The organism is Paenibacillus sp. V4I3, assembly GCF_030817215.1.
GTDB lineage: Bacteria > Bacillota > Bacilli > Paenibacillales > NBRC-103111 > Paenibacillus_E.
On record NZ_JAUSZA010000001.1, the window covers coordinates 727,890 to 751,659 of the forward strand.

General features: G+C 48.0%; 18 protein-coding genes, 10 tRNA genes and 3 rRNA genes. 3 read left to right on the forward strand and 28 right to left on the reverse strand.

Annotation, left to right across the window (positions count from 1 at the left end):
• Positions 1-198: 198 nt before the first annotated feature.
• The 15 genes from QFZ77_RS03465 to QFZ77_RS03535 all read right to left on the reverse strand — a co-directional run bounded on the left by QFZ77_RS03465 (position 199) and on the right by QFZ77_RS03535 (position 14,130).
• On the reverse strand, positions 199-1,149 hold the full coding sequence (locus QFZ77_RS03465) for a ribose-phosphate diphosphokinase (protein ID WP_057302624.1): 951 nt from the start codon (positions 1,147-1,149) through the stop codon (positions 199-201).
• A gap of 75 nt (positions 1,150-1,224) precedes the next feature.
• Entirely contained in the window at positions 1,225-2,031 is an 807-nt protein-coding gene (gene hisJ / locus QFZ77_RS03470) for a histidinol-phosphatase HisJ (RefSeq protein ID WP_307436189.1), read from the reverse strand.
• Positions 2,032-2,058: 27 nt separating this feature from the next.
• Positions 2,059-2,721 carry a bifunctional phosphoribosyl-AMP cyclohydrolase/phosphoribosyl-ATP diphosphatase HisIE gene (gene hisIE, locus QFZ77_RS03475; RefSeq protein ID WP_307436191.1) on the reverse strand — a complete coding sequence of 221 codons (663 nt, stop codon included), beginning with the start codon at positions 2,719-2,721 and terminating at the stop codon, positions 2,059-2,061.
• Positions 2,718-3,476 carry an imidazole glycerol phosphate synthase subunit HisF gene (gene hisF / locus QFZ77_RS03480; protein WP_307436194.1) on the reverse strand — a complete coding sequence of 253 codons (759 nt, stop codon included), beginning with the start codon at positions 3,474-3,476 and terminating at the stop codon, positions 2,718-2,720. The genes hisIE and hisF overlap by 4 nt, the downstream gene beginning before the upstream one ends.
• Before the next feature lie 48 nt (positions 3,477-3,524).
• Complete coding sequence (gene hisH / locus QFZ77_RS03485) at positions 3,525-4,130, reverse strand: imidazole glycerol phosphate synthase subunit HisH (protein WP_307436196.1); 606 nt, start codon at positions 4,128-4,130, stop codon at positions 3,525-3,527.
• Between the two features lie 2 nt (positions 4,131-4,132).
• Positions 4,133-4,741, reverse strand: coding sequence for an imidazoleglycerol-phosphate dehydratase HisB (gene hisB / locus QFZ77_RS03490; RefSeq protein ID WP_307436199.1), 609 nt, complete (start codon positions 4,739-4,741; stop codon positions 4,133-4,135).
• Positions 4,741-6,027 (reverse strand): histidinol dehydrogenase, encoded by a 1,287-nt coding sequence (gene hisD / locus QFZ77_RS03495; RefSeq protein ID WP_307449226.1) that lies wholly within the window; start codon positions 6,025-6,027, stop codon positions 4,741-4,743. Before hisD ends, hisB begins: the two co-directional genes overlap by 1 nt.
• A gap of 246 nt (positions 6,028-6,273) precedes the next feature.
• Positions 6,274-6,909, reverse strand: coding sequence for an ATP phosphoribosyltransferase (gene hisG, locus QFZ77_RS03500; protein ID WP_057302649.1), 636 nt, complete (start codon positions 6,907-6,909; stop codon positions 6,274-6,276).
• Positions 6,910-7,089: 180 nt separating this feature from the next.
• Positions 7,090-8,304, reverse strand: coding sequence for an ATP phosphoribosyltransferase regulatory subunit (locus QFZ77_RS03505; protein WP_307436202.1), 1,215 nt, complete (start codon positions 8,302-8,304; stop codon positions 7,090-7,092).
• 207 nt (positions 8,305-8,511) lie between these two features.
• Positions 8,512-9,006 carry an acyltransferase gene (locus QFZ77_RS03510; RefSeq protein ID WP_307436204.1) on the reverse strand — a complete coding sequence of 165 codons (495 nt, stop codon included), beginning with the start codon at positions 9,004-9,006 and terminating at the stop codon, positions 8,512-8,514.
• Positions 9,003-9,662: a pyrophosphatase PpaX gene (gene ppaX / locus QFZ77_RS03515; RefSeq protein WP_307436209.1), complete on the reverse strand. Its 660-nt coding sequence runs from the start codon at positions 9,660-9,662 to the stop codon at positions 9,003-9,005. The genes QFZ77_RS03510 and ppaX overlap by 4 nt, the downstream gene beginning before the upstream one ends.
• A complete protein-coding gene (gene lgt / locus QFZ77_RS03520; protein ID WP_307436213.1) occupies positions 9,640-10,614 on the reverse strand; it encodes a prolipoprotein diacylglyceryl transferase in 975 nt (324 codons plus the stop codon). Before lgt ends, ppaX begins: the two co-directional genes overlap by 23 nt.
• 41 nt (positions 10,615-10,655) lie before the next feature.
• Positions 10,656-11,597 carry an HPr(Ser) kinase/phosphatase gene (gene hprK, locus QFZ77_RS03525; RefSeq protein ID WP_047678955.1) on the reverse strand — a complete coding sequence of 314 codons (942 nt, stop codon included), beginning with the start codon at positions 11,595-11,597 and terminating at the stop codon, positions 10,656-10,658.
• A gap of 175 nt (positions 11,598-11,772) precedes the next feature.
• Positions 11,773-12,903 (reverse strand): ABC transporter ATP-binding protein, encoded by a 1,131-nt coding sequence (locus QFZ77_RS03530; RefSeq protein WP_171641331.1) that lies wholly within the window; start codon positions 12,901-12,903, stop codon positions 11,773-11,775.
• A 111-nt stretch (positions 12,904-13,014) separates the two neighbouring features.
• The gene (locus QFZ77_RS03535) at positions 13,015-14,130 is read right to left on the reverse strand and encodes a PucR family transcriptional regulator (RefSeq protein WP_307436219.1); all 1,116 of its coding nucleotides are present in this window, start codon (positions 14,128-14,130) and stop codon (positions 13,015-13,017) included.
• 498 nt (positions 14,131-14,628) lie between these two features.
• Here QFZ77_RS03535 and QFZ77_RS03540 point away from each other — a divergent pair, with 498 nt between their 5' ends.
• From QFZ77_RS03540 to QFZ77_RS03550, 3 genes are all read left to right on the forward strand, one after another.
• Complete coding sequence (locus QFZ77_RS03540; protein ID WP_307436222.1) at positions 14,629-15,225, forward strand: gluconate 2-dehydrogenase subunit 3 family protein; 597 nt, start codon at positions 14,629-14,631, stop codon at positions 15,223-15,225.
• The gene (locus QFZ77_RS03545; RefSeq protein WP_307436224.1) at positions 15,222-16,784 is read left to right on the forward strand and encodes a GMC family oxidoreductase; all 1,563 of its coding nucleotides are present in this window, start codon (positions 15,222-15,224) and stop codon (positions 16,782-16,784) included. Before QFZ77_RS03540 ends, QFZ77_RS03545 begins: the two co-directional genes overlap by 4 nt.
• Before the next feature lie 94 nt (positions 16,785-16,878).
• Positions 16,879-17,181 (forward strand): MTH1187 family thiamine-binding protein, encoded by a 303-nt coding sequence (locus tag QFZ77_RS03550; RefSeq protein ID WP_307436229.1) that lies wholly within the window; start codon positions 16,879-16,881, stop codon positions 17,179-17,181.
• Positions 17,182-17,296: 115 nt separating this feature from the next.
• Here QFZ77_RS03550 and QFZ77_RS03555 read toward each other — a convergent pair.
• The 13 genes from QFZ77_RS03555 to QFZ77_RS03615 form a co-directional block, all read right to left on the reverse strand.
• A tRNA-Lys gene (locus QFZ77_RS03555) sits at positions 17,297-17,369 on the reverse strand.
• Positions 17,370-17,378: 9 nt separating this feature from the next.
• Positions 17,379-17,460, reverse strand: a tRNA-Tyr gene (locus QFZ77_RS03560).
• Positions 17,461-17,506: 46 nt separating this feature from the next.
• A tRNA-Phe gene (locus QFZ77_RS03565) sits at positions 17,507-17,579 on the reverse strand.
• Between the two features lie 46 nt (positions 17,580-17,625).
• Positions 17,626-17,702, reverse strand: a tRNA-Asp gene (locus tag QFZ77_RS03570).
• Between the two features lie 69 nt (positions 17,703-17,771).
• Positions 17,772-17,847: transfer RNA gene (locus QFZ77_RS03575), tRNA-Thr, on the reverse strand.
• Between the two features lie 13 nt (positions 17,848-17,860).
• A tRNA-Val gene (locus tag QFZ77_RS03580) sits at positions 17,861-17,936 on the reverse strand.
• Between the two features lie 17 nt (positions 17,937-17,953).
• Positions 17,954-18,030: transfer RNA gene (locus QFZ77_RS03585), tRNA-Met, on the reverse strand.
• 27 nt (positions 18,031-18,057) lie between these two features.
• Positions 18,058-18,149, reverse strand: a tRNA-Ser gene (locus tag QFZ77_RS03590).
• A 147-nt stretch (positions 18,150-18,296) separates the two neighbouring features.
• Positions 18,297-21,217 (reverse strand): 23S ribosomal RNA (locus QFZ77_RS03595).
• A 219-nt stretch (positions 21,218-21,436) separates the two neighbouring features.
• Positions 21,437-21,512 (reverse strand) — tRNA-Ala (locus tag QFZ77_RS03600).
• Between the two features lie 19 nt (positions 21,513-21,531).
• A tRNA-Ile gene (locus tag QFZ77_RS03605) sits at positions 21,532-21,608 on the reverse strand.
• Between the two features lie 91 nt (positions 21,609-21,699).
• Positions 21,700-21,816: ribosomal RNA gene (gene rrf / locus QFZ77_RS03610) — 5S ribosomal RNA — on the reverse strand.
• A gap of 127 nt (positions 21,817-21,943) precedes the next feature.
• Positions 21,944-23,487 (reverse strand): 16S ribosomal RNA (locus tag QFZ77_RS03615).
• Together the 16S, 23S and 5S rRNA genes with 10 tRNA genes alongside form the textbook arrangement of a ribosomal RNA operon.
• Positions 23,488-23,770: the final 283 nt, after the last annotated feature.

Here is a 23,770-nt window from a genome sequence, read left to right on the forward strand (position 1 = left end):
TGCTCTTGCCCCTTGTGCAATAGTGGCTTTAAAAGTCGGCTTTCAAAACCGAGAAGGTTGGACGAAATCCGAGGAACGAGGAACGGAGCGTAGGTGAGCCTACGTGAGTACCGCAGTTCCCGGATTTCGTTCAAGATTCGACGCCGAATCCACTTCCCTGCTTAATCCTCGTTTTCAAAGTCGCCTTTTAAAGCTTCCTTATACGCCGCCGTATTTGAATAGGGAGGATAGGGATCCACCTTCATTAATAATGCGAATTGCATCAGACAACAGCGGAGCTACTGAAAGCACATTGAATTTATCGGAATGTCCTTCTGGAATCGCAATGGAGTCCGTGATGATGACTTCCTTAATGCTAGGGTGATCTAAACGCTGCAGGGCAGGTCCGGAGAACACAGGATGTGTCGCACAAATATATACGTCATGTGCTCCTCTTTCCTTCAGACTCTCAACAACGTTGACAATCGTCGTACCGGTATCGATAAGATCCTCGATAATGATCGGAGTACGTCCTACAACATCACCAATGACGTGGGTAATCACCGACTCATTGTGTTCTGGGCGCTTCTTAATCATCATCGCGAATGGCGCATCGAGAATGTTTGCCATTTTTTCAGCAGTTGTCGCACGTCCCGCATCCGGAGATACGATGATAGGGTTAGGTAAATTCTTTTTCTTGATGCAATCACTGATAAGATCAAGGGCTGTCAGATGATCCACCGGAATATTGAAGAAGCCTTGAATCGCAGGTGCATGAAGGTCAATCGTTACAACACGAGTTGCACCTGCTGCACTGAATAAGTCAGCTACTAATTTAGCAGAAATCGGCTCACGCGGAGCAGCTTTACGTTCTTGACGAGAGTAACCATAGTAAGGGATGACAAGGTTGATCGTTCTTGCAGAAGCTCTTTTCGCCGCATCCATCATGACCAGAAGTTCCATCATGTGCTCATTAATCGGATGGGAAAAAGTTTGTACCAGGAATACGTCACAGTTACGAATCGTTTCTTCGTAAAGACAGTAAATTTCTCCGCTTTTAAAACGGGAAAGCTTAATTTGTCCAAGCGGCTGGCCGAGCTCTTTACAAATACGTTCCGCAAGCTTCGGATTCGAAGATCCGGAAAAGATTTTAACATTGTCGCTATGCATGGTTAATGGTTACCTCCGAAGGTTCATTAAATAGATTATACAGTTCCTACTCATTATACATGAAACATGTCGAAATTAAAAAGTCACAAGATGTCGTTTTCGGGCAGAAAATGTGGCTATTTCGTTAAATCCAATGGATTTCAAGAGTTCCCTAGCTTCGTCCAAATATTGGGACAACCGATCCGGCTGGTGCGCATCCGAACCTATCGTCAATGGAATTCCCACCTTATGACAATATTCCAGCATTCGGCGGCTCGGGAACATCTCTTTACACGGATGGCGCAAGCCCGAAGCATTCAGCTCGATCGCAAGCCCACATTCTTTCACAGTGTCCAATGCCGCCTTCTCCAACTCCCACGGATCACGATCCGGGACGTAACCAAATCGTTTAATCATATCTATATGACCAATATAGTCATACAGTCCGGTTCGGACTGCTTTCTTCACTGCCTCGTAGTATTGCGTATAAATAGTATAAATATCCTTGCCATCCCAACCCGCAAGCTGCCTAAAATCAGAAATATCCCACTCGCCAAGGAAATGGACAGAACCGATAACATAGTCCCATGGGTATGCTTTGATGATTGCGGCAATCTCCGTCTCATAGCCCTCGATATAATCGCCCTCTAGCCCGACACGGATATCAATCTGATCTTTGTACTTCTCTTTAAGATGCAGACACTCCTCGACGTAGCGAGGCAGTTCTTCCATCGGCATGGCCATTTCCGGCCAATAAGTCGCAGGGTCCACATGCAAAAGCGGCATATGATCCGAAAGCCCCAACTGTGTGAGCCCGATCTCGATGCCGCGTTTGACGTAATCCTCCAGTTCCCCAGAGGCGTGACCGCAGCGTACATGATGTGTATGATAATCAATCAACATCGTGAATTCACTCCAGGTCGTTTTTATTTATTTTTTGACGTGCCGATTAGCCAGCTCTTTCATAATATCATCCAAAGGCAATTTATTATTACGTAAAAGGACCATTAAGTGAAAAATAAGATCACTCGCTTCATAGCGAAGCTCTTCGTTATCTTTGTTTTTGGCTGCGATAATCACTTCGGCCGTTTCTTCGCCGACTTTTTTGAGAATCTTATCGACACCTTTTTCAAAAAGATACGTTGTATAAGCGCCCTCAGGACGCTCAGCGTCACGCGAAGCAATCACAGCTTCCAACTCGCCAAGGATCGCGAAACGATCACCAGCAGAGGCAGCAGGTGCGACTTCTTGCGCAGAACCTTCATCTCCCAGAGGAATGTTAGCTGTGAAGCACGTATAAGTACCATTGTGGCAAGCAGGTCCCACTTGTTCCACGAGAACCAGAAGCGTGTCTGCATCGCAGTCGTACCGGAGTGATTTTACCTTTTGTGTATGACCGGAAGTTGCCCCCTTGTTCCACAACTCTTGACGGGAACGGCTCCAGAACCAAGTATCACCCGTTTGTATCGTACGCTGTAATGACTCGCTATTCATGTAAGCAAGCATAAGCACTTCTTTGCTGACTGCGTCCTGCACGATGGCAGGTACAAGACCCTGTGCATCATAAGTAATTTGATCTATTGAAAATGTCATCGGATTTCAACCCCTTTACCTTTAAGGTCGTCTTTGACCCCTTGAATCGTTAACTCTTTATAGTGAAAAATGGTTGCCGCCAGACCTGCATCGGCTTTGCCTTCGGTAAATACATCGTAGAAATGCTCCGCTTTGCCCGCTCCACCGGAAGCAATCACGGGAATCGTGAGAAGTTCGGACACGGCACGCGTTAGCTTCAAATCAAAGCCGTCCTTCGTCCCGTCGGCATCCATGCTGGTAAGCAAAATTTCTCCTGCGCCAAGCCCTTCCATACGTTTCGCCCACTCCAACGTCTTGATACCAGTGGCGTTGCGTCCGCCATGTGTGAACACTTCCCACTCGCCCCACTCGCTATTGTACTTCGCATCAATGGCAACAACAACACACTGGGAACCGAACTTCCGCGCTCCATCCGAAACGAGCTGAGGATTGCGAACTGCTGCGGTGTTGATACCGATCTTATCTGCTCCGGCGCGAAGCAGGCGTTTCATGTCATCCACACTGGAGATGCCGCCGCCTACGGTGAAAGGGATCGTAATCTCCCCTGCCGTTTGACGGACAACCTCTACCATCGTCGCCCGTCCTTCCACTGAAGCCGAAATATCGAGGAACACCAGTTCATCCGCGCCCTCTTTATCGTAAATCGCTGCCAGTTCCACCGGATCACCAGCATCGCGCAAATTAACGAAATTAACGCCCTTGACCACCCTGCCATCCTTGACGTCTAGGCAAGGAATAATTCTTTTCGCTAACATGATGGGCACTTCCTTCCTTACCTGATTATCTAAAAGCAAAAGAGCAAACTATTTGCACATTTTCAGAAAATTATTAAGCAGCTGCATGCCGAAATCCCCACTTTTTTCGGGGTGAAACTGCATGCCATATACGTTGTCTCTGCCTACAATGGCCGTCACCGGCTGATGGTAATCCGTTACCGCCAACAGGTCGCTTTCGCGCTCCGGCTTCGCATGATAGGAGTGGACGAAGTAAACGTGCCCTTCTTCGATACCTTGGAAGATAGGACTCGCATTTTGCTTGTAGACTAATCCATTCCAACCCATATGCGGCACTTTGTAGTCGCCGCGAAAGCGAACGACCGAGCCAGGCAAAAGGGCAAGCCCCTCATGATCCCCATGCTCCTCGCTGCTGGCGAACAACAACTGCATACCAAGGCAAATGCCTAATAGAGGCTTACCCGATTCCGCATAACGGATGACGACATCATTCAGCCCCGACTCGCGCAGCTGCTCCATCGCATCCCCGAATGCGCCTACACCTGGTAGGATAGCACCCTCAGCTGCAAGGATCTGATCGGCATCCCCTGTTACAACAGCTTCGTAACCTAGACGCTCGACAGCCTTGCTTACGCTGTGTAAATTGCCCATTCCATAATCAATAATAGCGATCATTCTTACAGCACCCCCTTCGTCGAAGGAACCCCCTGTACACGAGGATCAATCGATGTCGCTTCATCTAACGCTCGGCCTAAAGCTTTAAATACAGCCTCAATCATGTGATGCGTGTTTTGTCCGTAATGTACGATAACATGCAGCGTGATACGGGCTTCCAGAGCAAACTTCCACAGAAACTCTTGAACAAGCTGCGTATCAAAACTGCCCACAGTTTGTGAAGGATACTGCGCACGATATTCCAAATGCGGTCGGTTGCTAATGTCGATGACAACTTGAGCAAGGGCTTCATCCATAGGGACGAATACGCTAGCATAGCGTTTAATCCCTTTTTTATCGCCTAGTGCTTCACGAAGGGTTTGACCTAAACAAATGCCAATATCTTCAACCGTATGATGATCATCGATCTCGATATCGCCTTTAGCAACGACATTCAGATCGAACTGTCCGTGTTTTGTGAACAAATCAAGCATATGGTTCAAGAAAGGTACATCGGTTTGGATCTCAGAAACCCCTATTCCATCTACTTGAAACGCGAGGGCAATGTCAGTCTCATTCGTTTTGCGGGCTACACGCGCTGAGCGAGTGATCTCTTTATCTTGTTCAGCCATTATTTCAACTTCCCTTCCTTCTTGAGTCGGATCTCTACCGCTCTTGCATGACCTTCCAACCCTTCGTTACGGGCTAGCGTCATAATCATTTCGCCGTTTGCGATCAGTGCTTCCTTGCTATAGTGAATAACGCTTGATTTTTTCAGGAAATCGTCCACATTCAGTGGCGATGAAAAGCGGGCTGTGCCATTCGTTGGCAGCACATGGTTAGGTCCAGCGAAATAATCGCCGACGGGTTCCGTGCTGTAGGCTCCTAGGAAAATAGCTCCTGCATTCTCAATGCGAGGCAGCAGATTAAAAGGCTCCTGCACTAACAGCTCACAATGCTCCGGCGCCAAGCGATTGACAACGTCCACGCCCTCGTCCAAGTTATCCACAAGGAGTATAGCTCCTTTGGTCGCTGTGGACACAGAGGCGATCGCTTTCTTCGGCAGTACATCCAGCTGCCGCCATAGCTCTAGCCGAACCGCTTCGGCAAGCTCTCTTGATGGTGTGACCAGAATTGACGGTGACATTTCGTCATGCTCGGCCTGTGCCAGCAAATCGGCCGCGACATATTCAGGATCGGCGTGCTCATCAGCAAGCACGACAATGTCCGTTGGTCCGGCGATCATGTCGATATCGACGACGCCGAACACGAAGCGTTTCGCCAGCGCGACGTAGATGTTGCCGGGCCCGACGATCTTATCGACCGGCGGGATCGATTCCGTGCCGTAGGCCAGCGCAGCTACCGCCTGCGCCCCGCCTACGCGGTAGATCTCTTTCACACCCGCTTCGGCTGCTGCCACGAGGATATGCGGGTTGATGCCCTCTTCCCCCGCGGTGGCCGGAGGCGTCACCATCGCGATCTCCGGCACCCCCGCGACGATCGCGGGGATGGCGTTCATGAGCACGGAGGAAGGGTAAGCCGCCTTCCCTCCGGGCACGTACAATCCGACCCGCTTCAGCGGTCGGATGATTTGGCCCAGCAGGCTGCCATTCGCCTGCAGGTCCATCCACGACGTGCGTTTCTGCTTCTCATGAAACGCACGAATGTTGGCGGCGGCTTGTCGCAGCGCCGCCAGGAACTCGGCGTCGACCTGCGCGTACGCCGCTTGGATCTCCTCGTCGCTGACGCGAAGCTCAGCGACGGTGACGCGGTCGAACTGCTGCGCCATGCGTCGCAGCGCGGCATCTCCGTCCTGCCGCACCTCATCGATGATGCGGCGGACGGTCTCATTTTGCTCGGGTGAGCCGTATTCGACCTCGCGGTTCAATTGAAATTCCGAGGCGGGAAGTATCCGCATCTTCATCATCCTCTCTTGATCGTCTTACTTATCTATATCGATTGCACCGTAGCTACTTATTTGCCCCATTTTCTGCGCTTACGATTCCAGGTCCTCCATGAGGGGAACGTGGATGCGTTATTTGCCGGAAAACAGCCTATTTTCATGCATTCGAGGAACGAGGATCCCTTATTTCGTTGTTTCTGCCTCTTCAAACCCTTATTTCGCTCAAATAGAGGATCGTCGTTCCTCTAAAGTGCGTTTGCTCTACGCCTTAATCACAGGCAAAACAGCCTGCAGCATATCACATAACCGCTGAATAGAATCATTCTTCATGCGGTAACTCACACGATTCGCAATTAAGCGGCTCGTAATCTGAAAAATCTCCTCTTGCTCCACAAGTCCGTTCTCCCGAAGTGTCTCTCCCGTTTCGACCATATCCACGATCCGGTCAGCAAGGCCAATCAGCGGCGCAAGCTCGATTGAGCCGTTTAGCTTGATAACCTCAACCTGCTGCCCTCGCTCGCGAAAATACTGAGAGGCGACGTTCGGATACTTCGTCGCGACGCGCGGATTGATCTCTTGCTTCCAATCCGGCAGTCCAATAACCGACATCCGGCAGCGTGCGATGCCCAGATCCAGCAGCTCGTACACGTTGCGGTTCTCCTCCATCAGGACATCCTTGCCGACAACCCCGATATCCGCTACGCCATATTCGACATAGGTAGGAACATCCACCGGTTTCGCCAAAATGAATTCCATTCTTGCTTCATGAACAGGAATGATTAACCGGCGTCCTTCTTCCAGGTCCTCTGGAATCGGCAGACCCGCTTTATGAAAAAGCTTTGCTGCTTGTTTATATATACGGCCTTTCGGCATCGCTACTTTTAGAATATCATCCACCGTTCCAACCTCCTTCAAACTTCAAATCAACGGAGCGAGACCCATTCATGCATTTGATTTCATTTTCCTGCAATTAATTCTGCATTCAATTCGGCGTTCACTTCTGCATTTTCACTTATATTGCATTTGTCCTGCTCCCGATCTTGCACTAGCTCTCTCAACTCGTTTAAATATTTCCAATCAAACCGCTATATCAATCATCGTAATAACATCACTATAAACCGTTCCGCCAAGCTCGTAGCTGTCTCCCTTATTCAACAACTCATTCGACCAAGCTTCATACTCGCTCACCAACTGCGTGATAATGATAACTTCATCATCACTGCTGCGCATAGCCTTCGCCAGCCGCAGCGCTTCTTCACGATGCTCAGCATCGTAGGCTATCAGCACACGCCCTGGCTGCTCCACGTTCTCTTTTCCTGTAACCTCTAGGATTCGGTTCGTCTTGAGCGCAAACCCCGTTGCCGGAGCCGGACGCCCAAACTGACTCAGCAGATTATCATATCTGCCGCCGCTGCAGACCGGGAAACCTAAATCAGACGCATATCCCTCAAAGGTCATACCTGTATAGTAGGAGAAATCTCCAATCATTGTTAAATCAATCACTACATGCTCACTAACTCCATAGGCTTTCAATACATCCCATACTTCGCATAAATGACGAATCGCATCCTGCGCGATGGGGTGCTGAGATACCATACGAGCTTGCTCACAAATTTCATCTCCGCCTCTAAGTCTTAATACACCACCCAGCTCACGTTCCACTTCCGGTGTAAGGGCTAACGACTTAATGGCTTCGCGGTACCCCACATAATCGCGACTGAGCAAATGCTCCTTCAGCGCGAGCTGTGCATCACTGCGTCCTTCCAGCGTTTCCTGAAACAAACCGTTCAGGAAGCCTACGTGACCGAGCGCAATCTTGAATGCACCTACGCCAGCCGCTTGCAACGAAGCAATCGCTAACGCTACAACCTCAGCATCCGCTTCGGATGAAGCATCTCCAATAAGCTCGACGCCCGTCTGGAAAAACTCCGAATCCCGCCCAGCTTCTTCTTCAATCGAACGAAAGACATTCGAATGATAAGATAAGCGTAATGGAAACGCATGTTCTTTCAGCAAAGAAGAAGCTACACGCGCTATTGGCGCTGTCAATTCAGACCGCAAAACAAGTGTCTTTCCCTTACGGTCAAGCAACTTAAACAGCTTCTTGTCTTCTGTGGAGCTCGCAACACCAACGGTATCGTAATATTCGAGTGTAGGCGTAATGATCTGGTTATAACCCCAGCGTTCCATACAGGCCAATACACGGAATTCAATATTTCGCAGTTTCGTAACCGCTTCGGGCAAATAATCTTTAACCCCTAACGGTTTTTCAAATACTTTTGGCTTTGACACCGTCTCACCTCAACATGTAGGAATTCAATTTCCTCTTTATTCACTTTAACACAGTAACGTGCTACCATACTACCAAAATAAAGAATGTACGGCTATTTTATCACGTAAGCTTAGGACCGTCAATCGTCTTTCCCCTGATTATCCGCTCTTGATATCCTCATTCATGCGCAAAAAAAAAGAGCTGTACAGCTCTACAGCATACAACTCTCATTTCTCATTAAATCTTTCACGAATCGTCTGAAGTGGATTCCCTGCCACAAAGCTGTACGGTGCTACATCCTTGTGCACAACCGAACCCGCTCCAATAATAGCATAGTCTCCAATCGTCACACCGGGTAGAATCGTCGTATTGGCGCCTACCATCACATGCGATCCAATATTTACATCCCCGAGTCTATACTCTTTAGTTAAATATTCATGGGCTAATATTGTCGTGTTATACCCAATAATCGTATTGCTTCCTACATGAATCTTCTCTGGAAAAAAAACATCCACCATTACCATCAAAGCAAAAGCGGTATGCTCACCAACCTTCATCCCCAATACATGTCGGTATATCCAATTTTTCATACGCAGCGAAGGCGAGTACCGCGTTATTTGAATAAATAAGAAATTCCGCATCGCCTTCCATTTGCTTACGGTATGATAGATTTGCCATAAAGCATTAGGTCCATCTACCGGATACTTATCCGTTTTTCTCAAACAGCATCCACATCCGACGTCAGCCCCACAATAGGAAGCAGGTCAAGCATATCGTCGATCAAATGATCCGGGTTATACTGCTCTAAGTAGGAGCGCCCTTTCCAGGACCAGGATACGCCAACAGATATGACGCCCGCATTTTTGGCAGCCTCAATGTCATAATGGCTATCTCCAACCATTATCGCTTGGTCCGCAGTACTCCCTAACACCTTAAGCGCTTCAATTATGCCTTCAGGATGCGGTTTAGGCTCCTTTACATCCTCAACGGTCACGATGGTACTAACGAAAGTATCCAGTCCATAAAGCTTTAAGCCCATCAAAGTGGTTTGCCTAATCTTGCTAGTTACGATCCCGATTTTAATCCCGTTTGCGTGCAGCTTAGCCATCGCCGTATGTACATTCGGGAATTCTTTGACCAGCTCATCATGCTTGGATAAGTTGAAGGTCCGATATTTCTTTATGATCTCTTCAACCTCCTTCCTGCCTGTAAAAAATTCCATTTGTTCAACAAGGGGACGCCCCATATTCGGAATGATTAGCTCCCGACTGACAGGCTCTGCCGTCTCGCCTTCCAGGCTATGCAAAAAAGATTGCACGATAAGCTCATTCGTATCAACAATCGTTCCATCCAGATCAAACAGTACGGTTTGAATCATAGTCTGCTCCTTTATCTATCTCTTGATCTTTCATCACTTTGTTTTTCTCTTCGGCTTTCGTGGAAACAATCGGGTCGGCGTAACGCACATTCGCGTATCCTTTTTTCCTTCTCACGATAATAACAATAACCATTCCTATCACGATCAGAAGCGCTAATAACTGCGAGAATCTCACATTGCCGCCATAGGTAAGTACGCCCGGTTCAAAAACAACTGTCATTGGTGACCACAGTGTATTCAAGAGCGACGCAAGCCACGTGGGACCAGTGAAATCGAGACTATCTGTACGCACACCTTCGATAAAGAAACGACCAATGGAATACCAGATAAAATAACTGAAAAATAGTTCCCCTGCTCGAAGGAAAGGCCTGCGACGAAGCCAGAGTAGAACCAACAGCCCTAAGAGATTCCAGATAGATTCATACAGAAATGCCGGGTGATAAAAAGTACCCTCAATGTTCATTTGATTCACGATAAAATTAGGCAGGTGTAAAGAGTCTCGTAAGAATGACTCCGTGACAGGGCCTCCGTGGGCTTCCTGATTCATAAAGTTGCCCCAACGTCCTATCGCTTGTCCTACAATTAAACCTGGTGCACAAATGTCCGCGATTCTCAAGAACGAGTACCCTTTGGCTCTTACGTAGAAAAAAGTACCGATAATCGCACCAATTAGTGCTCCATAGATGGCAATACCGCCGTGCCATATCATAAAAATTTCAGCTAAATTATCCTTATAATCGGACCACTGGAAGGCTACATAGTAAAGTCTAGCGCCAACAATCGCTGAAGGCACCCCAATTAACAATAAATCCATGAAAAAGTCAGGAACGATTCGGAACCGCTTCCCTTCTCGGATTGCCAGTAACAAACCAATTAACGCAGCTGTACCTAAAATAATGCCATACCACCTGACGTGTATCGGTCCCAAGGAAAACGCAACACTTTCGAGCATAGTTTCACTCCTTCATTATTATTATATAAAATACTGCTTAATCAATCGAAATCCTCAAAATCTTCGTTCAGCGACTCCGTCAGTTTATTCGTAAACTGAAGTGCCGCGTTGTATCCCATTCGTTTTAAACGATAGTTCATCGCGGCCACTTCCACGATAACCGCTAAGTTTCGTCCTGGTCGAACAGGAATCGTGACGAGCGGCAGATCCGTATCAATGATGCGTGTCAATTCCTCATCGAGACCCAATCGGTCATACTGCTTGTCCTGCTGCCAATTTTCCAATTTAACAACAACTGAAATCTTCTTTACATTACGAATGGCACCAGCTCCGAATAAAGTCATCACATTAATGATACCCACACCGCGGATTTCAAGCAAATGACGAATAAGCTCAGGAGCATTTCCTGTCAGCACCTTATCGCCATTTTGACGAATTTCTACTGCGTCATCAGCAATAAGCCGATGGCCTCTTTTTACAAGCTCAAGTGCTGTTTCACTTTTCCCGATGCCGCTGCTCCCAGTAATGAGCATACCAATTCCGTATACATCGACAAGTACACCATGGATTGTCGTACTTGGAGCTAATTTATTCTCTAGAAACCCTGTTAAACGACTAGCAAAAATCGTCGTAGACATTTGGCTTCGAAGTACGGGGAGATCACGCTTTGTCGCTTCTTCCAGTAATTCAACAGGAACATCCAATCCTCTTGTCACGATGATACAAGGTGTTTCCTCCGGCGAGCATAGCTGCTCTACCCGATTCCGCCTAACACCCGTCGTTAACATTTCCATGAAGGTGACTTCCGTCTTCCCTAGCATCTGGATACGTTCTCTTGGATGGTAATTAAAATATCCGGCCATCTCAAGACCTGGACGGTACAGATCACCGGTTGTTATAGGGCGTTTCAGTCCAGATTCACCTGCAAGAACCTCCATATGGAGTACCTCCACCAATTCGGAAACCTTCACTTTTTTGGCCATCGTCCTATCTCCTCCGAGTTTCGCCTGTGCAAAACGTGCTTCATCTGCTATTATTCTTTCTTTTCAATAGTTTCATCGTAATGGAATAGTTAGTTGAAATCAACTAAAGTGTTCGTGAATCTGTATGAACATACAAAAAGGCCAGCCGATAACGGCTGGCCTTTCTGTTAAAAACTTATAGATTAGGGTTAACCAAGATGGACAATGTTGTATCTTTATCGAAGAAATGAACTTTGTTCATGTCTAGAGCCAATTTAACATTTGTGCCTTCTTTAATTCCAGAGCGACCGTCAACACGCGCGATTACAGTGTTAGCGCCGATACCGTTCAGGTACAAGTACATTTCGTGACCCAAGTTCTCAGTCAACTCAACGTTAACATTGAATACTGTGTTCGGGGATGCTTCCAAGAATACAGGCTCTTCGTGAATATCTTCTGGACGAACACCTAGAATGACTTCTTTACCAACGAAACCTTTATCTTTCAGTACTTGTGCTTTTCCAGCTGGAACTTCAACGTTCACAGTACCTGCTTTGAAGAAAATGCCGCTGCCTTCTTGTGTTAATGTACCTGTCATGAAGTTCATGGATGGGGATCCGATGAAGCCCGCAACGAAGATGTTAACAGGGAAGTTGTAAATTTCTTCAGGTGTAGCCGCTTGTTGAATGATACCTTTATCCATAACAACGATGCGATCGCCCATTGTCATTGCTTCGATTTGGTCATGCGTTACATAGATCGTTGTAACACCAAGACGTTTTGTTAATTTTGTAATTTCCGCACGCATTTGTACACGAAGTTTCGCATCCAAGTTGGAAAGCGGCTCATCCATTAAGAATACTTGTGGCTCACGAACAATCGCACGACCCAAGGCAACACGTTGACGTTGACCACCGGAAAGAGCTTTTGGTTTGCGATCAAGCAAATGAACAATATCCAAGATTTTCGCTGCTTCACGAACGCGAGCATCGATATCTGCTTTTTTGAATTTACGAAGTTTCAAGCCGAATGCCATGTTTTGATAAACAGTCATATGTGGATAAAGGGCGTAAGATTGGAAAACCATCGCGATATCGCGATCTTTTGGAGCTACATCATTTACAAGGCGGTCGCCGATGTAAAGTTCACCTTCAGTAATTTCCTCTAATCCTGCGATCATACGAAGAGTTGTGGATTTTCCGCAACCGGATGCTCCAACCAATACAACGAACTCTTTATCTTCAACTTCAAGATGGAAATCTTTAACTGTGGATTCTTCTGCACCAGAATATCTTTTAACGATATGATTTAAACGTACGCCTGCCATGGTTTCATTCCCCCTACGATTTATCGATCATATGCTTGCTGATCAACTTTTCAATATACTCATCTTACCCTACGAAGTCCGGACTGACTATGCACAAACCCTACAAAAAAATCACTTTCTTTTCGTTACTTTGTACAATAGTAATGCAAGTCTCACTAAAACCGCATGATTGAACGTTCTCACATCGAGTCCGGTCTCATTTTTAAACTTGTCCAAACGATAGAGCAAGGTATTACGATGTATATATAACTTCTTCGCTGTTTCACTAACGTTACAGTCCAGTGTGAAGAAATGTTCCAACGTGATGACTGTCTCTGCATCCAGCACATGGTCTATGCCGCGAAGTACCTGTTCTAGGAATTCTGCCTTTTCCTCTTCGTCAATCAAGTGCAGCAGCTTCTCCAAACGAAGCTCCCAACGAAGATGAATAAAGCTCCCTACATGAAAGGAACGCCCTAACATGATGGTTTCCCTCAGCTTGAGAATCGTGGCAAACAGCGATTTCGAAGGCTTTACCGGATAATCAATAGCCAGGTGGCATTCGCCAACCCACTCATTAGCGAGCATTTCATACAGCCCTGAGCCGAGAGCGTCGAGTATCTGCTCTACGCTTTCTTCCTCATCGCCTTCTCGCTCTTCGCTACCACTGGTTAGCAGACCTTCGGGTGCTAGGATCAGCCACTCTTTTTCTAGTAAAGGAATCAGAATAATCTCCGATTCAAAGAAAGACTCCAACAATTTCTTCAGTTCCGCATAGGAAACGCGCTGATTTTGAGAATAGTCTCCATATAATAACAGCGGAATTTTCGTTGAATATAGAGAGGATTGTGAAGCAAGCGCATCCGGCAGCTCAGCATGGGTTGAACCGCGTTCCATCTGCTGCAGCAGCCAATCTCTTAATTGGTGCGCCTTTCTTTCATCTTCAGATAGAAAGACTCCCCACTGCTTCTTTTCTAATGTCATCTTAGACTCTACCGTTAACTCCACAAGCTTGCGTTCTGAAGATGTTAGTTTGGCTTTGGAAACCTGCAGAATGCGAATATCTTTATGTTCTTTGGATAAATAAAAAATCACATCCTGACCACGCACAACACTTCGATTAAAGCTCTCAAGATTCTCTGCCTGTTCTTCCGCCAAATGCTCCCAATCTGCCTCGGGTATCAAGCTAATCTGCATAGGCGACTGTAAAACCGCTTCCAAACGCTCTTTTACACGCTCCCAATCCATCTGCCTCTCTCCCTTACTCCCATATATCTTCTATATCTATCTCCTTATTGTAACATATGTGCCCCCCCTCATGTGAATGTGAAAGACCCCTCCTGCAGCAACTGCAAAAGGGATCTGTTTAGATTGCCGGAATCCACAGTTGTGAAGAAAACTAGATCTCCGGTTTGCACATTACTTTTGCTAACAAATGTACCTTCCTTAGCTTAATCACGGGAAACACGCGGCAGTGGTAAATATGGCCAAATAAAACCAACTCATAATCTTTGGTAATTTGGAAATAATTGTACTAGGGTGATTTCAACCTATAGGAGGATCTGCTTCTGGTTTGGCGTCATTCAAGGAATAATCGGCTTTATATTTCACATCAAAGGTGTTCAGAAACGGGTAGGCGGCTTAGCATTGTGAAATTTTCTTACGGGTCCGCCGGTGATGATGCCTTTACTATTTTCAGTCATTAGCATTTTTGGTCTTACTGCTATCTATGGAGGATGACTTACCATGAAAAATCATACCTATTATCCGACCTACAACGTCATGGATGAGCAAAAGGAATGGGATTCCCATACTCGGTCCATAGTGACCTCCCGACTGGTGCGAGAACATTCTTATCATTTTCTAACCCCGGTAGAAACGGAGACATTACGGGCTTGGTGCGCTTTGCTCATGGATGATTATCGAGGAGATATTGTTCAAACGATCCTTACTCATATCGATCAAACATTGACAGAAAATAAAGGGGAAGGACAGCGCAAGGTCAATGTGCCCCCCATTCAAAAACTCCTGCGTCAGGGACTTAAAGCTATTGACGAGGCTGGATGGATAGCCGATAGCCGACCTTTCTTCCAATTAGATGAAACTGCTCAAAAGCACATCATGCTCCAAATCAGCGATGCCAGCTACCCTCCAACGGAAGCTTGGGATGACATTCCACAAAAAGCACTGTTTCATAAACTCCTTCAGTTAAGTGTAGAGGCCTATTACTCACATCCTTTAGTTTGGTCGGAGATCGGTTTTGGTGGCCCTGCCTATCCTCGTGGATATGTAAGAGCAGAACCTGGCCAACTTGATCCTTGGGAGGCAGTGAGGAAGCCATGAAGTGGAGACATGAACATGATGCTGCTGATATCGTAATTGTAGGTGCAGGTGCAGCAGGCGGTGTACTAGCCAAAGAGTTGAGTGAAGCTGGTCTGAGTGTTGTTGTGCTCGATGCGGGCCCTTGGCGGGATCCTCAGAAGGATTTCGCTAGTGACGAGCTGAGCATGCAGAGTTTAGCTTGGGAGGATACTCGTATTGTTGATGGGACGGAACCATTTGGATTGGGGAGCCACAATTCGGGTAGGGGGATAGGCGGCGGGACACAGAACTTTACCGGTGTTTTTTTGCGCTTTCATGAATCAGATTTCAAAACAAAGTCCATTGATGGCGTTGGTGAAGATTGGCCCATTCACTACAAGGATCTGGAGCCTTATTACAACAGAATTGAAAAAGAAATTGCTGTTTCCGGGCCGAAGCATTTCCCATGGGGAAATTTCAATGGTCCTTACCCTTATCCAGAGCGTGACCCCCTAAGTCCTAATGCCTATTTATTTCAAAAGGGCTGCGAAGCACTTGGCATTCAATCCGCGGTTACACCGCTTGCTATTCTATCCGCTCCTTTTGAAGGACGTCCTCCCTGCACCAATCGTGGCTTCTGTATCCAAGGCTGTATGCCGAATTCCAAGTTTAGTACCTTGATCGTTCATATCCCTAAGGCCGTTCACGCTGGAGCCGAAATACTACCGGATTGTATGGTTACGCAAATCGAAGTTGATAAAGAGGGGCATGTCAACAGTGTTCTCTTTGTTCATCAGGAGACAACCTATCGTCAACGAGCCAAAACTGTTATTTTATGCGCACATGTTGTCGAGACCCCTCGCCTGCTGCTTCACTCCGCTACTCCTCAATTTCCTGACGGTTTGGCGAATTCCAGCGGCTGGGTAGGCCGCGCGATTATGACGCATAGCAGTAATGATGTCTACGCCAAATTTGAGCAAGAGGTTCGTTTGTACAAAGGCACACCTGTATTAGCCTCCACACAAGATTTCTATGAGACTGATCCGCGCAGAGGCTTTGCGCGTGGCTATACGATTCACTCTCACGGCTCGAGACCTATAGATATGGCTCAGGGGATCAGCAAATCGTCTCACGAGCCCATCTGGGGGCAGCAGCTTAAGCAAATCATGCTTGATTACAACTACTATGGGCGTTTAACCATGGTTGGAGAAGTTCTTCCGCAATGGGACAACCATATCTCCTTATCCTCTGAAAAAGATGAAAACGGAATGCCTCGTGCCTCCGTGACCTTCCATTACGGGGATAACGATCTTAAATTAATCGATCACGCTGTAGAGAATATGAAACTCATCCTCAAAGCAGCCGGAGGCGAGGTTGCCCACGTAGTATCCGACACTCAGCATCTCATGGGCGGCTGCCGCATGGGTAATGATCCAGCTACCTCCGTCGTCAATTCTTACGGTCAAAGCCACGACATTCCAAACCTGTTCATTTGCGATGCGAGTCTCTTCGTAACATCCAGTGGAGGAAATCCCACCAACACCGTAATGGCGCTTGCTGCAAGAACAGCCGATTATATTATTGACCTTGCCAGTTCTTAATTGGCGAAGTTAGCTTCACGGTGAATTGCATTGCCTGTAGTCACTCATCTACAATAGAAGAGAGCTTTACAAAATGAAAGGAGAAGTGACCTCCATGGCTATCGCAGAATTCACCATTATCCCTATAGGAACAGCCACCACCAGCCTCAGCGGTTATGTCGCAGATCTGCACAAAGAACTAGAAAAACATGCCGATATCGCTTTTGAAATGACGCCTATGGGTACCATCCTAGAGGGTCCTTTAGATCGTCTGCTAGAAGTCATTCGTGCCGTTCACGAAGTCCCTTTTACGAATGGTGCTGAGCGAGTCTCCACATCCATCAAAATCGACGATCGCCGTGATAAACCGGCTTCTATGAAGCAAAAAATGAAGTCAGTTGCAGACAAGTTGATATAGAAAAAAGCATCCTGCTTATGGATGCTTTTTCTTTATGCATGGGTGGGACTCTACCTTTTGGGGATTATATAAAAAAAATAAAGACCTCACGGTCTTCTACGTTTACTAATAAAAGTGAGTCATGTAGGATTCGAACCTACGACACCCTGATTAAAAGTCAGGTGCTCTACCAACTGAGCTAATGACTCAAGGTAAAATGGAGGCTGATGGATTCGAACCACCGAACTCGAAGAGAGCAGATTTACAGTCTGCCGTGTTTAGCCACTTCACTAAGCCTCCAGATGAGAGATAACCATACTGCATTGTTGCAGCACAACCATCTCAATGGCTCGGGACGGAATCGAACCGCCGACACGAGGATTTTCAGTCCTCTGCTCTACCGACTGAGCTACCGAGCCTTATGTAATTGTTTTTAGCTTGTCCTAATTAAATCAAAATAATAAATGGCGGAGCTGACGGGATTCGAACCCGCGGTCTCCTGCGTGACAGGCAGGCATGTTAGGCCACTACACCACAGCTCCATGCTAAAAATTATCGGGGCCCCCGGAAAGTAATAGGAAACTCCATCATTGAACCATCTTCAAGTAACATGGTGCCGTCGAGAGGACTTGAACCCCCAACCTACTGATTACAAGTCAGTTGCTCTACCAGTTGAGCTACAACGGCATAAAGATAAAAATGGTGGAGGCTGACGGGATCGAACCGCCGACCCTCTGCTTGTAAGGCAGATGCTCTCCCAGCTGAGCTAAGCCTCCGACTGGTGTTGGTTTTATGGTAGCGGCAGAGGGGCTCGAACCCCCGACCTTACGGGTATGAACCGTACGCTCTAGCCAGCTGAGCTACGCCGCCACATAAAAAGTATATATATTTGGAAACTGGCGGAGAGAGAGGGATTCGAACCCTCGCACCACTTACGCAGTCTAACCCCTTAGCAGAGGGTCCCCTTATAGCCACTTGGGTATCTCTCCAAGATATATATACATCAGGAAATATTATTCCCTGAAAACTAGATACGAAACATTTGTAAAGTAATCCTTAGGTTTCAAGCAGAGAGACTTTAATCTACGATTAAAGATCCCTAAGAGACTTTTGACTACGTCAAAAGATCCCTATATTAGGTTAAGCCCTCGACCGATTAGTATTCGTCAGCTGCATGCATTGCTGCACTTCCACCTCGAACCTATCAACCTCGTCGTCTACAAGGGGTCTTACATACTGGGAAATCTCATCTTGAGGGGGGCTTCGCGCTTAGATGCTTTCAGCGCTTATCCCCTCCGTACATAGCTACCCAGCGATGCCTCTGGCGAGACAACTGGTACACCAGCGGTACGTCCATCCCGGTCCTCTCGTACTAAGGACAGCTCCTCTCAAATTTCCTACGCCCGCGACAGATAGGGACCGAACTGTCTCACGACGTTCTGAACCCAGCTCGCGTACCGCTTTAATGGGCGAACAGCCCAACCCTTGGGACCTACTTCAGCCCCAGGATGCGATGAGCCGACATCGAGGTGCCAAACCTCCCCGTCGATGTGGACTCTTGGGGGAGATAAGCCTGTTATCCCCAGGGTAGCTTTTATCCGTTGAGCGATGGCCCTTCCATTCGGTACCACCGGATCACTAAGTCCGACTTTCGTCCCTGCTCGACTTGTAGGTCTCGCAGTCAAGCTCCCTTATGCCTTTGCACTCTGCGAATGATTTCCAACCATTCTGAGGGAACCTTTAAACGCCTCCGTTACATTTTAGGAGGCGACCGCCCCAGTCAAACTGCCCACCTGACACTGTCCCCATACCGGATCACGGTACCAGGTTAGAACTCCGATACGATCAGGGTGGTATCCCAACGATGCCTCCACCCAAGCTGGCGCTCAGGCTTCAAAGGCTCCCACCTATCCTGTACAGATCGTACCAAAGTCCAATATCAAGCTGCAGTAAAGCTCCATGGGGTCTTTCCGTCTTGTCGCGGGTAACCTGCATCTTCACAGGTATTAAAATTTCACCGGATCTCTCGTTGAGACAGCGCCCAAGTCGTTACGCCATTCGTGCGGGTCAGAATTTACCTGACAAGGAATTTCGCTACCTTAGGACCGTTATAGTTACGGCCGCCGTTTACTGGGGCTTCAATTCATAGCTTCGGAACCGAGGTCCCTAACCACTCCTCTTAACCTTCCAGCACCGGGCAGGCGTCAGCCCGTATACTTCGCCTTGCGGCTTCGCACAGACCTGTGTTTTTGCTAAACAGTCGCTTGGGCCTTTTCACTGCGGCCCCCTCGGGCTATTCACCCTACCGAGGCACCCCTTCTCCCGAAGTTACGGGGTCATTTTGCCGAGTTCCTTAACGAGAGTTCTTCCGCGCGCCTTAGAATTCTCTTCTCACCCACCTGTGTCGGTTTGCGGTACGGGCACCTTCGCCTGGCTAGAAGCTTTTCTTGGCAGTGTGAACTCATGACCTTCGGTACTTAAAGTTTCCCTCCCCATCACAGCCCAGCCTTACGATGTGCGGATTTGCCTACACATCAGCCTCACTGCTTGGACGAGCATCCATCAGCTCGCGTCACTATCCTTCTGCGTCACTCCATTGCTCATAACGGCTACGGTGGTACAGGAATTTCCACCTGTTGTCCATCGACTACGCCTTTCGGCCTCGCCTTAGGTCCCGACTTACCCTGAGCGGACGAGCCTTCCTCAGGAACCCTTAGGTTTTCGGCGGATCAGATTCTCACTGATCTTTTCGTTACTTATACCGGCATTCTCACTTGTATGCGCTCCACCTGTCCTTACGGTCAGAATTCAACGTACATACAACGCTCCCCTACCCATGCACTAAAGTGCAAGCCATAGCTTCGGTGGCGTGTTTAGCCCCGTTACATTTTCGGCGCAGAGTCACTCGACCAGTGAGCTATTACGCACTCTTTCAATGGTGGCTGCTTCTAAGCCAACATCCTGGTTGTCTGTGCAACTCCACATCCTTTCCCACTTAACACACACTTGGGGACCTTAGCTGATGGTCTGGGCTGTTTCCCTTTTGACAATGGATCTTAGCACTCACTGTCTGACTCCCGGATTTAAGTTTGTGGCATTCAGAGTTTGACTGGACTTGGTAACCCTTGGCGGGCCCCGCACCCAATCAGTGCTTTACCTCCACAACTCAACATCCGAGGCTAGCCCTAAAGCTATTTCGGGGAGAACCAGCTATCTCCGAGTTCGATTGGAATTTCTCCGCTACCCCCACCTCATCCCCGCATTTTTCAACATGCGTGGGTTCGGGCCTCCAGTGAGTGTTACCTCACCTTCACCCTGGACAGGGGTAGATCACACGGTTTCGGGTCTACGTCCACGTACTAAAGCGCCCTATTCAGACTCGCTTTCGCTGCGGCTCCGCCTTTTCTGGCTTAACCTCGCACGGGAACGTAACTCGCCGGTTCATTCTACAAAAGGCACGCCATCACCCATATAGAGGGCTCTGACTTTTTGTAAGCACACGGTTTCAGGTTCTTTTTCACTCCGCTTCCGCGGTGCTTTTCACCTTTCCCTCACGGTACTGCTTCACTATCGGTCACTAGGGAGTATTTAGCCTTGGCAGATGGTCCTGCCGGATTCCGACGGGGTTTCACGTGACCCGCCGTACTCAGGATACCTCTAGGGGTTTCGTTCGATTTTGGCTACGGGGCTTTTACCCTCTATGCCGGACCTTTCCAGATCTCTTCGCCTACCGAACTAACCCCACAACGAGGTCCTACAACCCCAAGGAGCAAGCTCCTTGGTTTGGGCTATTCCGCTTTCGCTCGCCGCTACTGACGGAATCACTTTTGTTTTCTTTTCCTCCAGGTACTTAGATGTTTCAGTTCCCTGGGTATGCCTCCAATGCAGCTATGTATTCACTGCATGGTAACTGCGCATTACCACAGCTGGGTTCCCCCATTCGGACATCCCCGGATCAAAGCCTGCTTACGGCTCCCCGAGGCATTTCGTCGTTCGCCACGTCCTTCTTCGGCTCCTAGTGCCTAGGCATCCTCCGTGTGCTCTTTCTAGCTTAACCTAGAAAAAACTTTAAAGATTTTTGCATGATCCAAAAGAATCACACAACCTAAGTTCTTACTTTACGTTTTGTTTCGTTATCTAGTTTTCAAGGAACAACTTATATCTCTGTGATTCGCTTTTCTTTGCCCTATTTCAGCGGCGAAAGTTATCTTATCACATCTTATTACTTCATTTCAAGTCGAAATTTCTTGGAAATTTCTGTCTTAAAATGTGGTATTGGTGGAGCCAAGCGGGATCGAACCGCTGACCTCCTGCTTGCAAGGCAGGCGCTCTCCCAGCTGAGCTATGGCCCCATAATGGGATAAACTTATATGGTGGGCCCTAGTGGACTCGAACCACCGACCTCACCCTTATCAGGGGTGCGCTCTAACCAGCTGAGCTAAGGGCCCATAAATGATACATTTTCGGGAAACTTTCCAAAATAAAAACCCACCTACGAGCTTTCGAAGAAAGCTTTCTTCGAAAGCTTGACGTGGGCTCGCTTGGCAACGTTCTACTCTCCCAGAACCCTGCGGTTCAAGTACCATCGACGCTGGAGGGCTTAACGGTCGTGTTCGAGATGGGAACGCGTGGGTCCCCTCCGCCATCATCACCAAACGAGTGCAACATGGTGTTAACCATCCTGCAGAAAGAGGCTTGCTCTTTCAAAACTGAACACGAGTGAGTAAGCGATTTGTGTACTTACGTACACTTGACTGGTCTTATCAAGACCGAGTCTCCATAGAAAGGAGGTGATCCAGCCGCACCTTCCGATACGGCTACCTTGTTACGACTTCACCCCAATCATCTACCCCACCTTCGGCGGCTGGCTCCCTTGCGGGTTACCCCACCGACTTCGGGTGTTGTAAACTCTCGTGGTGTGACGGGCGGTGTGTACAAGACCCGGGAACGTATTCACCGCGGCATGCTGATCCGCGATTACTAGCAATTCCGACTTCATGCAGGCGAGTTGCAGCCTGCAATCCGAACTGAGATCGGCTTATAAGGATTGGCTCCACCTCGCGGCTTCGCTTCCCGTTGTACCGACCATTGTAGTACGTGTGTAGCCCAGGTCATAAGGGGCATGATGATTTGACGTCATCCCCACCTTCCTCCGGTTTGTCACCGGCAGTCATCTTAGAGTGCCCACCCGAAGTGCTGGCAACTAAGATCAAGGGTTGCGCTCGTTGCGGGACTTAACCCAACATCTCACGACACGAGCTGACGACAACCATGCACCACCTGTCTCCTCTGTCCCGAAGGCCTACGATATCTCTACCGTATTCAGAGGGATGTCAAGACCTGGTAAGGTTCTTCGCGTTGCTTCGAATTAAACCACATACTCCACTGCTTGTGCGGGTCCCCGTCAATTCCTTTGAGTTTCACTCTTGCGAGCGTACTCCCCAGGCGGCATACTTACTGTGTTAACTTCGGCACCAAGGGCATCGAAACCCCTGACACCTAGTATGCATCGTTTACGGCGTGGACTACCAGGGTATCTAATCCTGTTTGCTCCCCACGCTTTCGCGCCTCAGCGTCAGTTATAGGCCAGAAAGTCGCCTTCGCCACTGGTGTTCCTCCACATCTCTACGCATTTCACCGCTACACGTGGAATTCCACTTTCCTCTCCTACACTCAAGTCAACCAGTTTTGGATGCGAACCGGGGTTGAGCCCCGGGCTTAAACACCCAACTTAATTGACCGCCTGCGCGCGCTTTACGCCCAATAATTCCGGACAACGCTTGCCCCCTACGTATTACCGCGGCTGCTGGCACGTAGTTAGCCGGGGCTTTCTTCTCCTATACCGTCACACAAAAGGCAGTTACTCCTCTTGCTGTTCGTCTAGGGCAACAGAGCTTTACGATCCGAAAACCTTCATCACTCACGCGGCGTTGCTCCGTCAGACTTGCGTCCATTGCGGAAGATTCCCTACTGCTGCCTCCCGTAGGAGTCTGGGCCGTGTCTCAGTCCCAGTGTGGCCGTTCACCCTCTCAGGTCGGCTACGCATCGTCGCCTTGGTAGGCCGTTACCCTACCAACTAGCTAATGCGCCGCAGGCCCATCTATAAGCCACAGATTGCTCCGTGTTTCATAATTCTCTCATGCGAGAAAACCAGTTATCCGGTCTTAGCTATCGTTTCCGATAGTTATCCCAGTCTTATAGGCAGGTTACCTACGTGTTACTCACCCGTCCGCCGCTAACTTATCCCGAAGGATAAATCCGCTCGACTTGCATGTATTAGGCACGCCGCCAGCGTTCGTCCTGAGCCAGGATCAAACTCTCCATAATAGTAAAACTATTTGAAAGCTTAATTGCTCATTTGCGTTGCTAGCGAGATTTTGCAATCTCTTTTTTGAACGATTTCTCATTCGTGCTTACTCACTCGTTGTTCAGTTTTCAAAGATCAATTTCTCTTGTTCAGCCCGCTCTCTTTCGAAAGCCGGAAGACCAATATACCATACCGAGAATTACTTTGCAACTTATTTTTGTAAGTTGTTTTTGTTAAGCTTTTTGTTGTCTCAGCGGCAACTTTTATAAGATACCACAGACGCCATGGACATTGCAAGTACTA

What these genes read in the sequence shown, in the direction of transcription:
- QFZ77_RS03465 (WP_057302624.1), bottom strand. Translation starts at nt 1,149, where the DNA reads ATGCATAGCGACAATGTTAAAATCTTTTCCGGATCTTCGAATCCGAAG.
- hisJ (WP_307436189.1), bottom strand. Translation starts at nt 2,031, where the DNA reads ATGTTGATTGATTATCATACACATCATGTACGCTGCGGTCACGCCTCT.
- hisIE (WP_307436191.1), bottom strand. Translation starts at nt 2,721, where the DNA reads ATGACATTTTCAATAGATCAAATTACTTATGATGCACAGGGTCTTGTA.
- hisF (WP_307436194.1), bottom strand. Translation starts at nt 3,476, where the DNA reads ATGTTAGCGAAAAGAATTATTCCTTGCCTAGACGTCAAGGATGGCAGG.
- hisH (WP_307436196.1), bottom strand. Translation starts at nt 4,130, where the DNA reads ATGATCGCTATTATTGATTATGGAATGGGCAATTTACACAGCGTAAGC.
- hisB (WP_307436199.1), bottom strand. Translation starts at nt 4,741, where the DNA reads ATGGCTGAACAAGATAAAGAGATCACTCGCTCAGCGCGTGTAGCCCGC.
- hisD (WP_307449226.1), bottom strand. Translation starts at nt 6,027, where the DNA reads ATGCGGATACTTCCCGCCTCGGAATTTCAATTGAACCGCGAGGTCGAA.
- ppaX (WP_307436209.1), bottom strand. Translation starts at nt 9,662, where the DNA reads ATGATTCAAACCGTACTGTTTGATCTGGATGGAACGATTGTTGATACG.
- lgt (WP_307436213.1), bottom strand. Translation starts at nt 10,614, where the DNA reads ATGCTCGAAAGTGTTGCGTTTTCCTTGGGACCGATACACGTCAGGTGG.
- hprK (WP_047678955.1), bottom strand. Translation starts at nt 11,597, where the DNA reads ATGGCCAAAAAAGTGAAGGTTTCCGAATTGGTGGAGGTACTCCATATG.
- QFZ77_RS03530 (WP_171641331.1), bottom strand. Translation starts at nt 12,903, where the DNA reads ATGGCAGGCGTACGTTTAAATCATATCGTTAAAAGATATTCTGGTGCA.
- QFZ77_RS03535 (WP_307436219.1), bottom strand. Translation starts at nt 14,130, where the DNA reads ATGGATTGGGAGCGTGTAAAAGAGCGTTTGGAAGCGGTTTTACAGTCG.
- QFZ77_RS03540 (WP_307436222.1), top strand. Translation starts at nt 14,629, where the DNA reads ATGAAAAATCATACCTATTATCCGACCTACAACGTCATGGATGAGCAA.
- QFZ77_RS03545 (WP_307436224.1), top strand. Translation starts at nt 15,222, where the DNA reads ATGAAGTGGAGACATGAACATGATGCTGCTGATATCGTAATTGTAGGT.
- QFZ77_RS03550 (WP_307436229.1), top strand. Translation starts at nt 16,879, where the DNA reads ATGGCTATCGCAGAATTCACCATTATCCCTATAGGAACAGCCACCACC.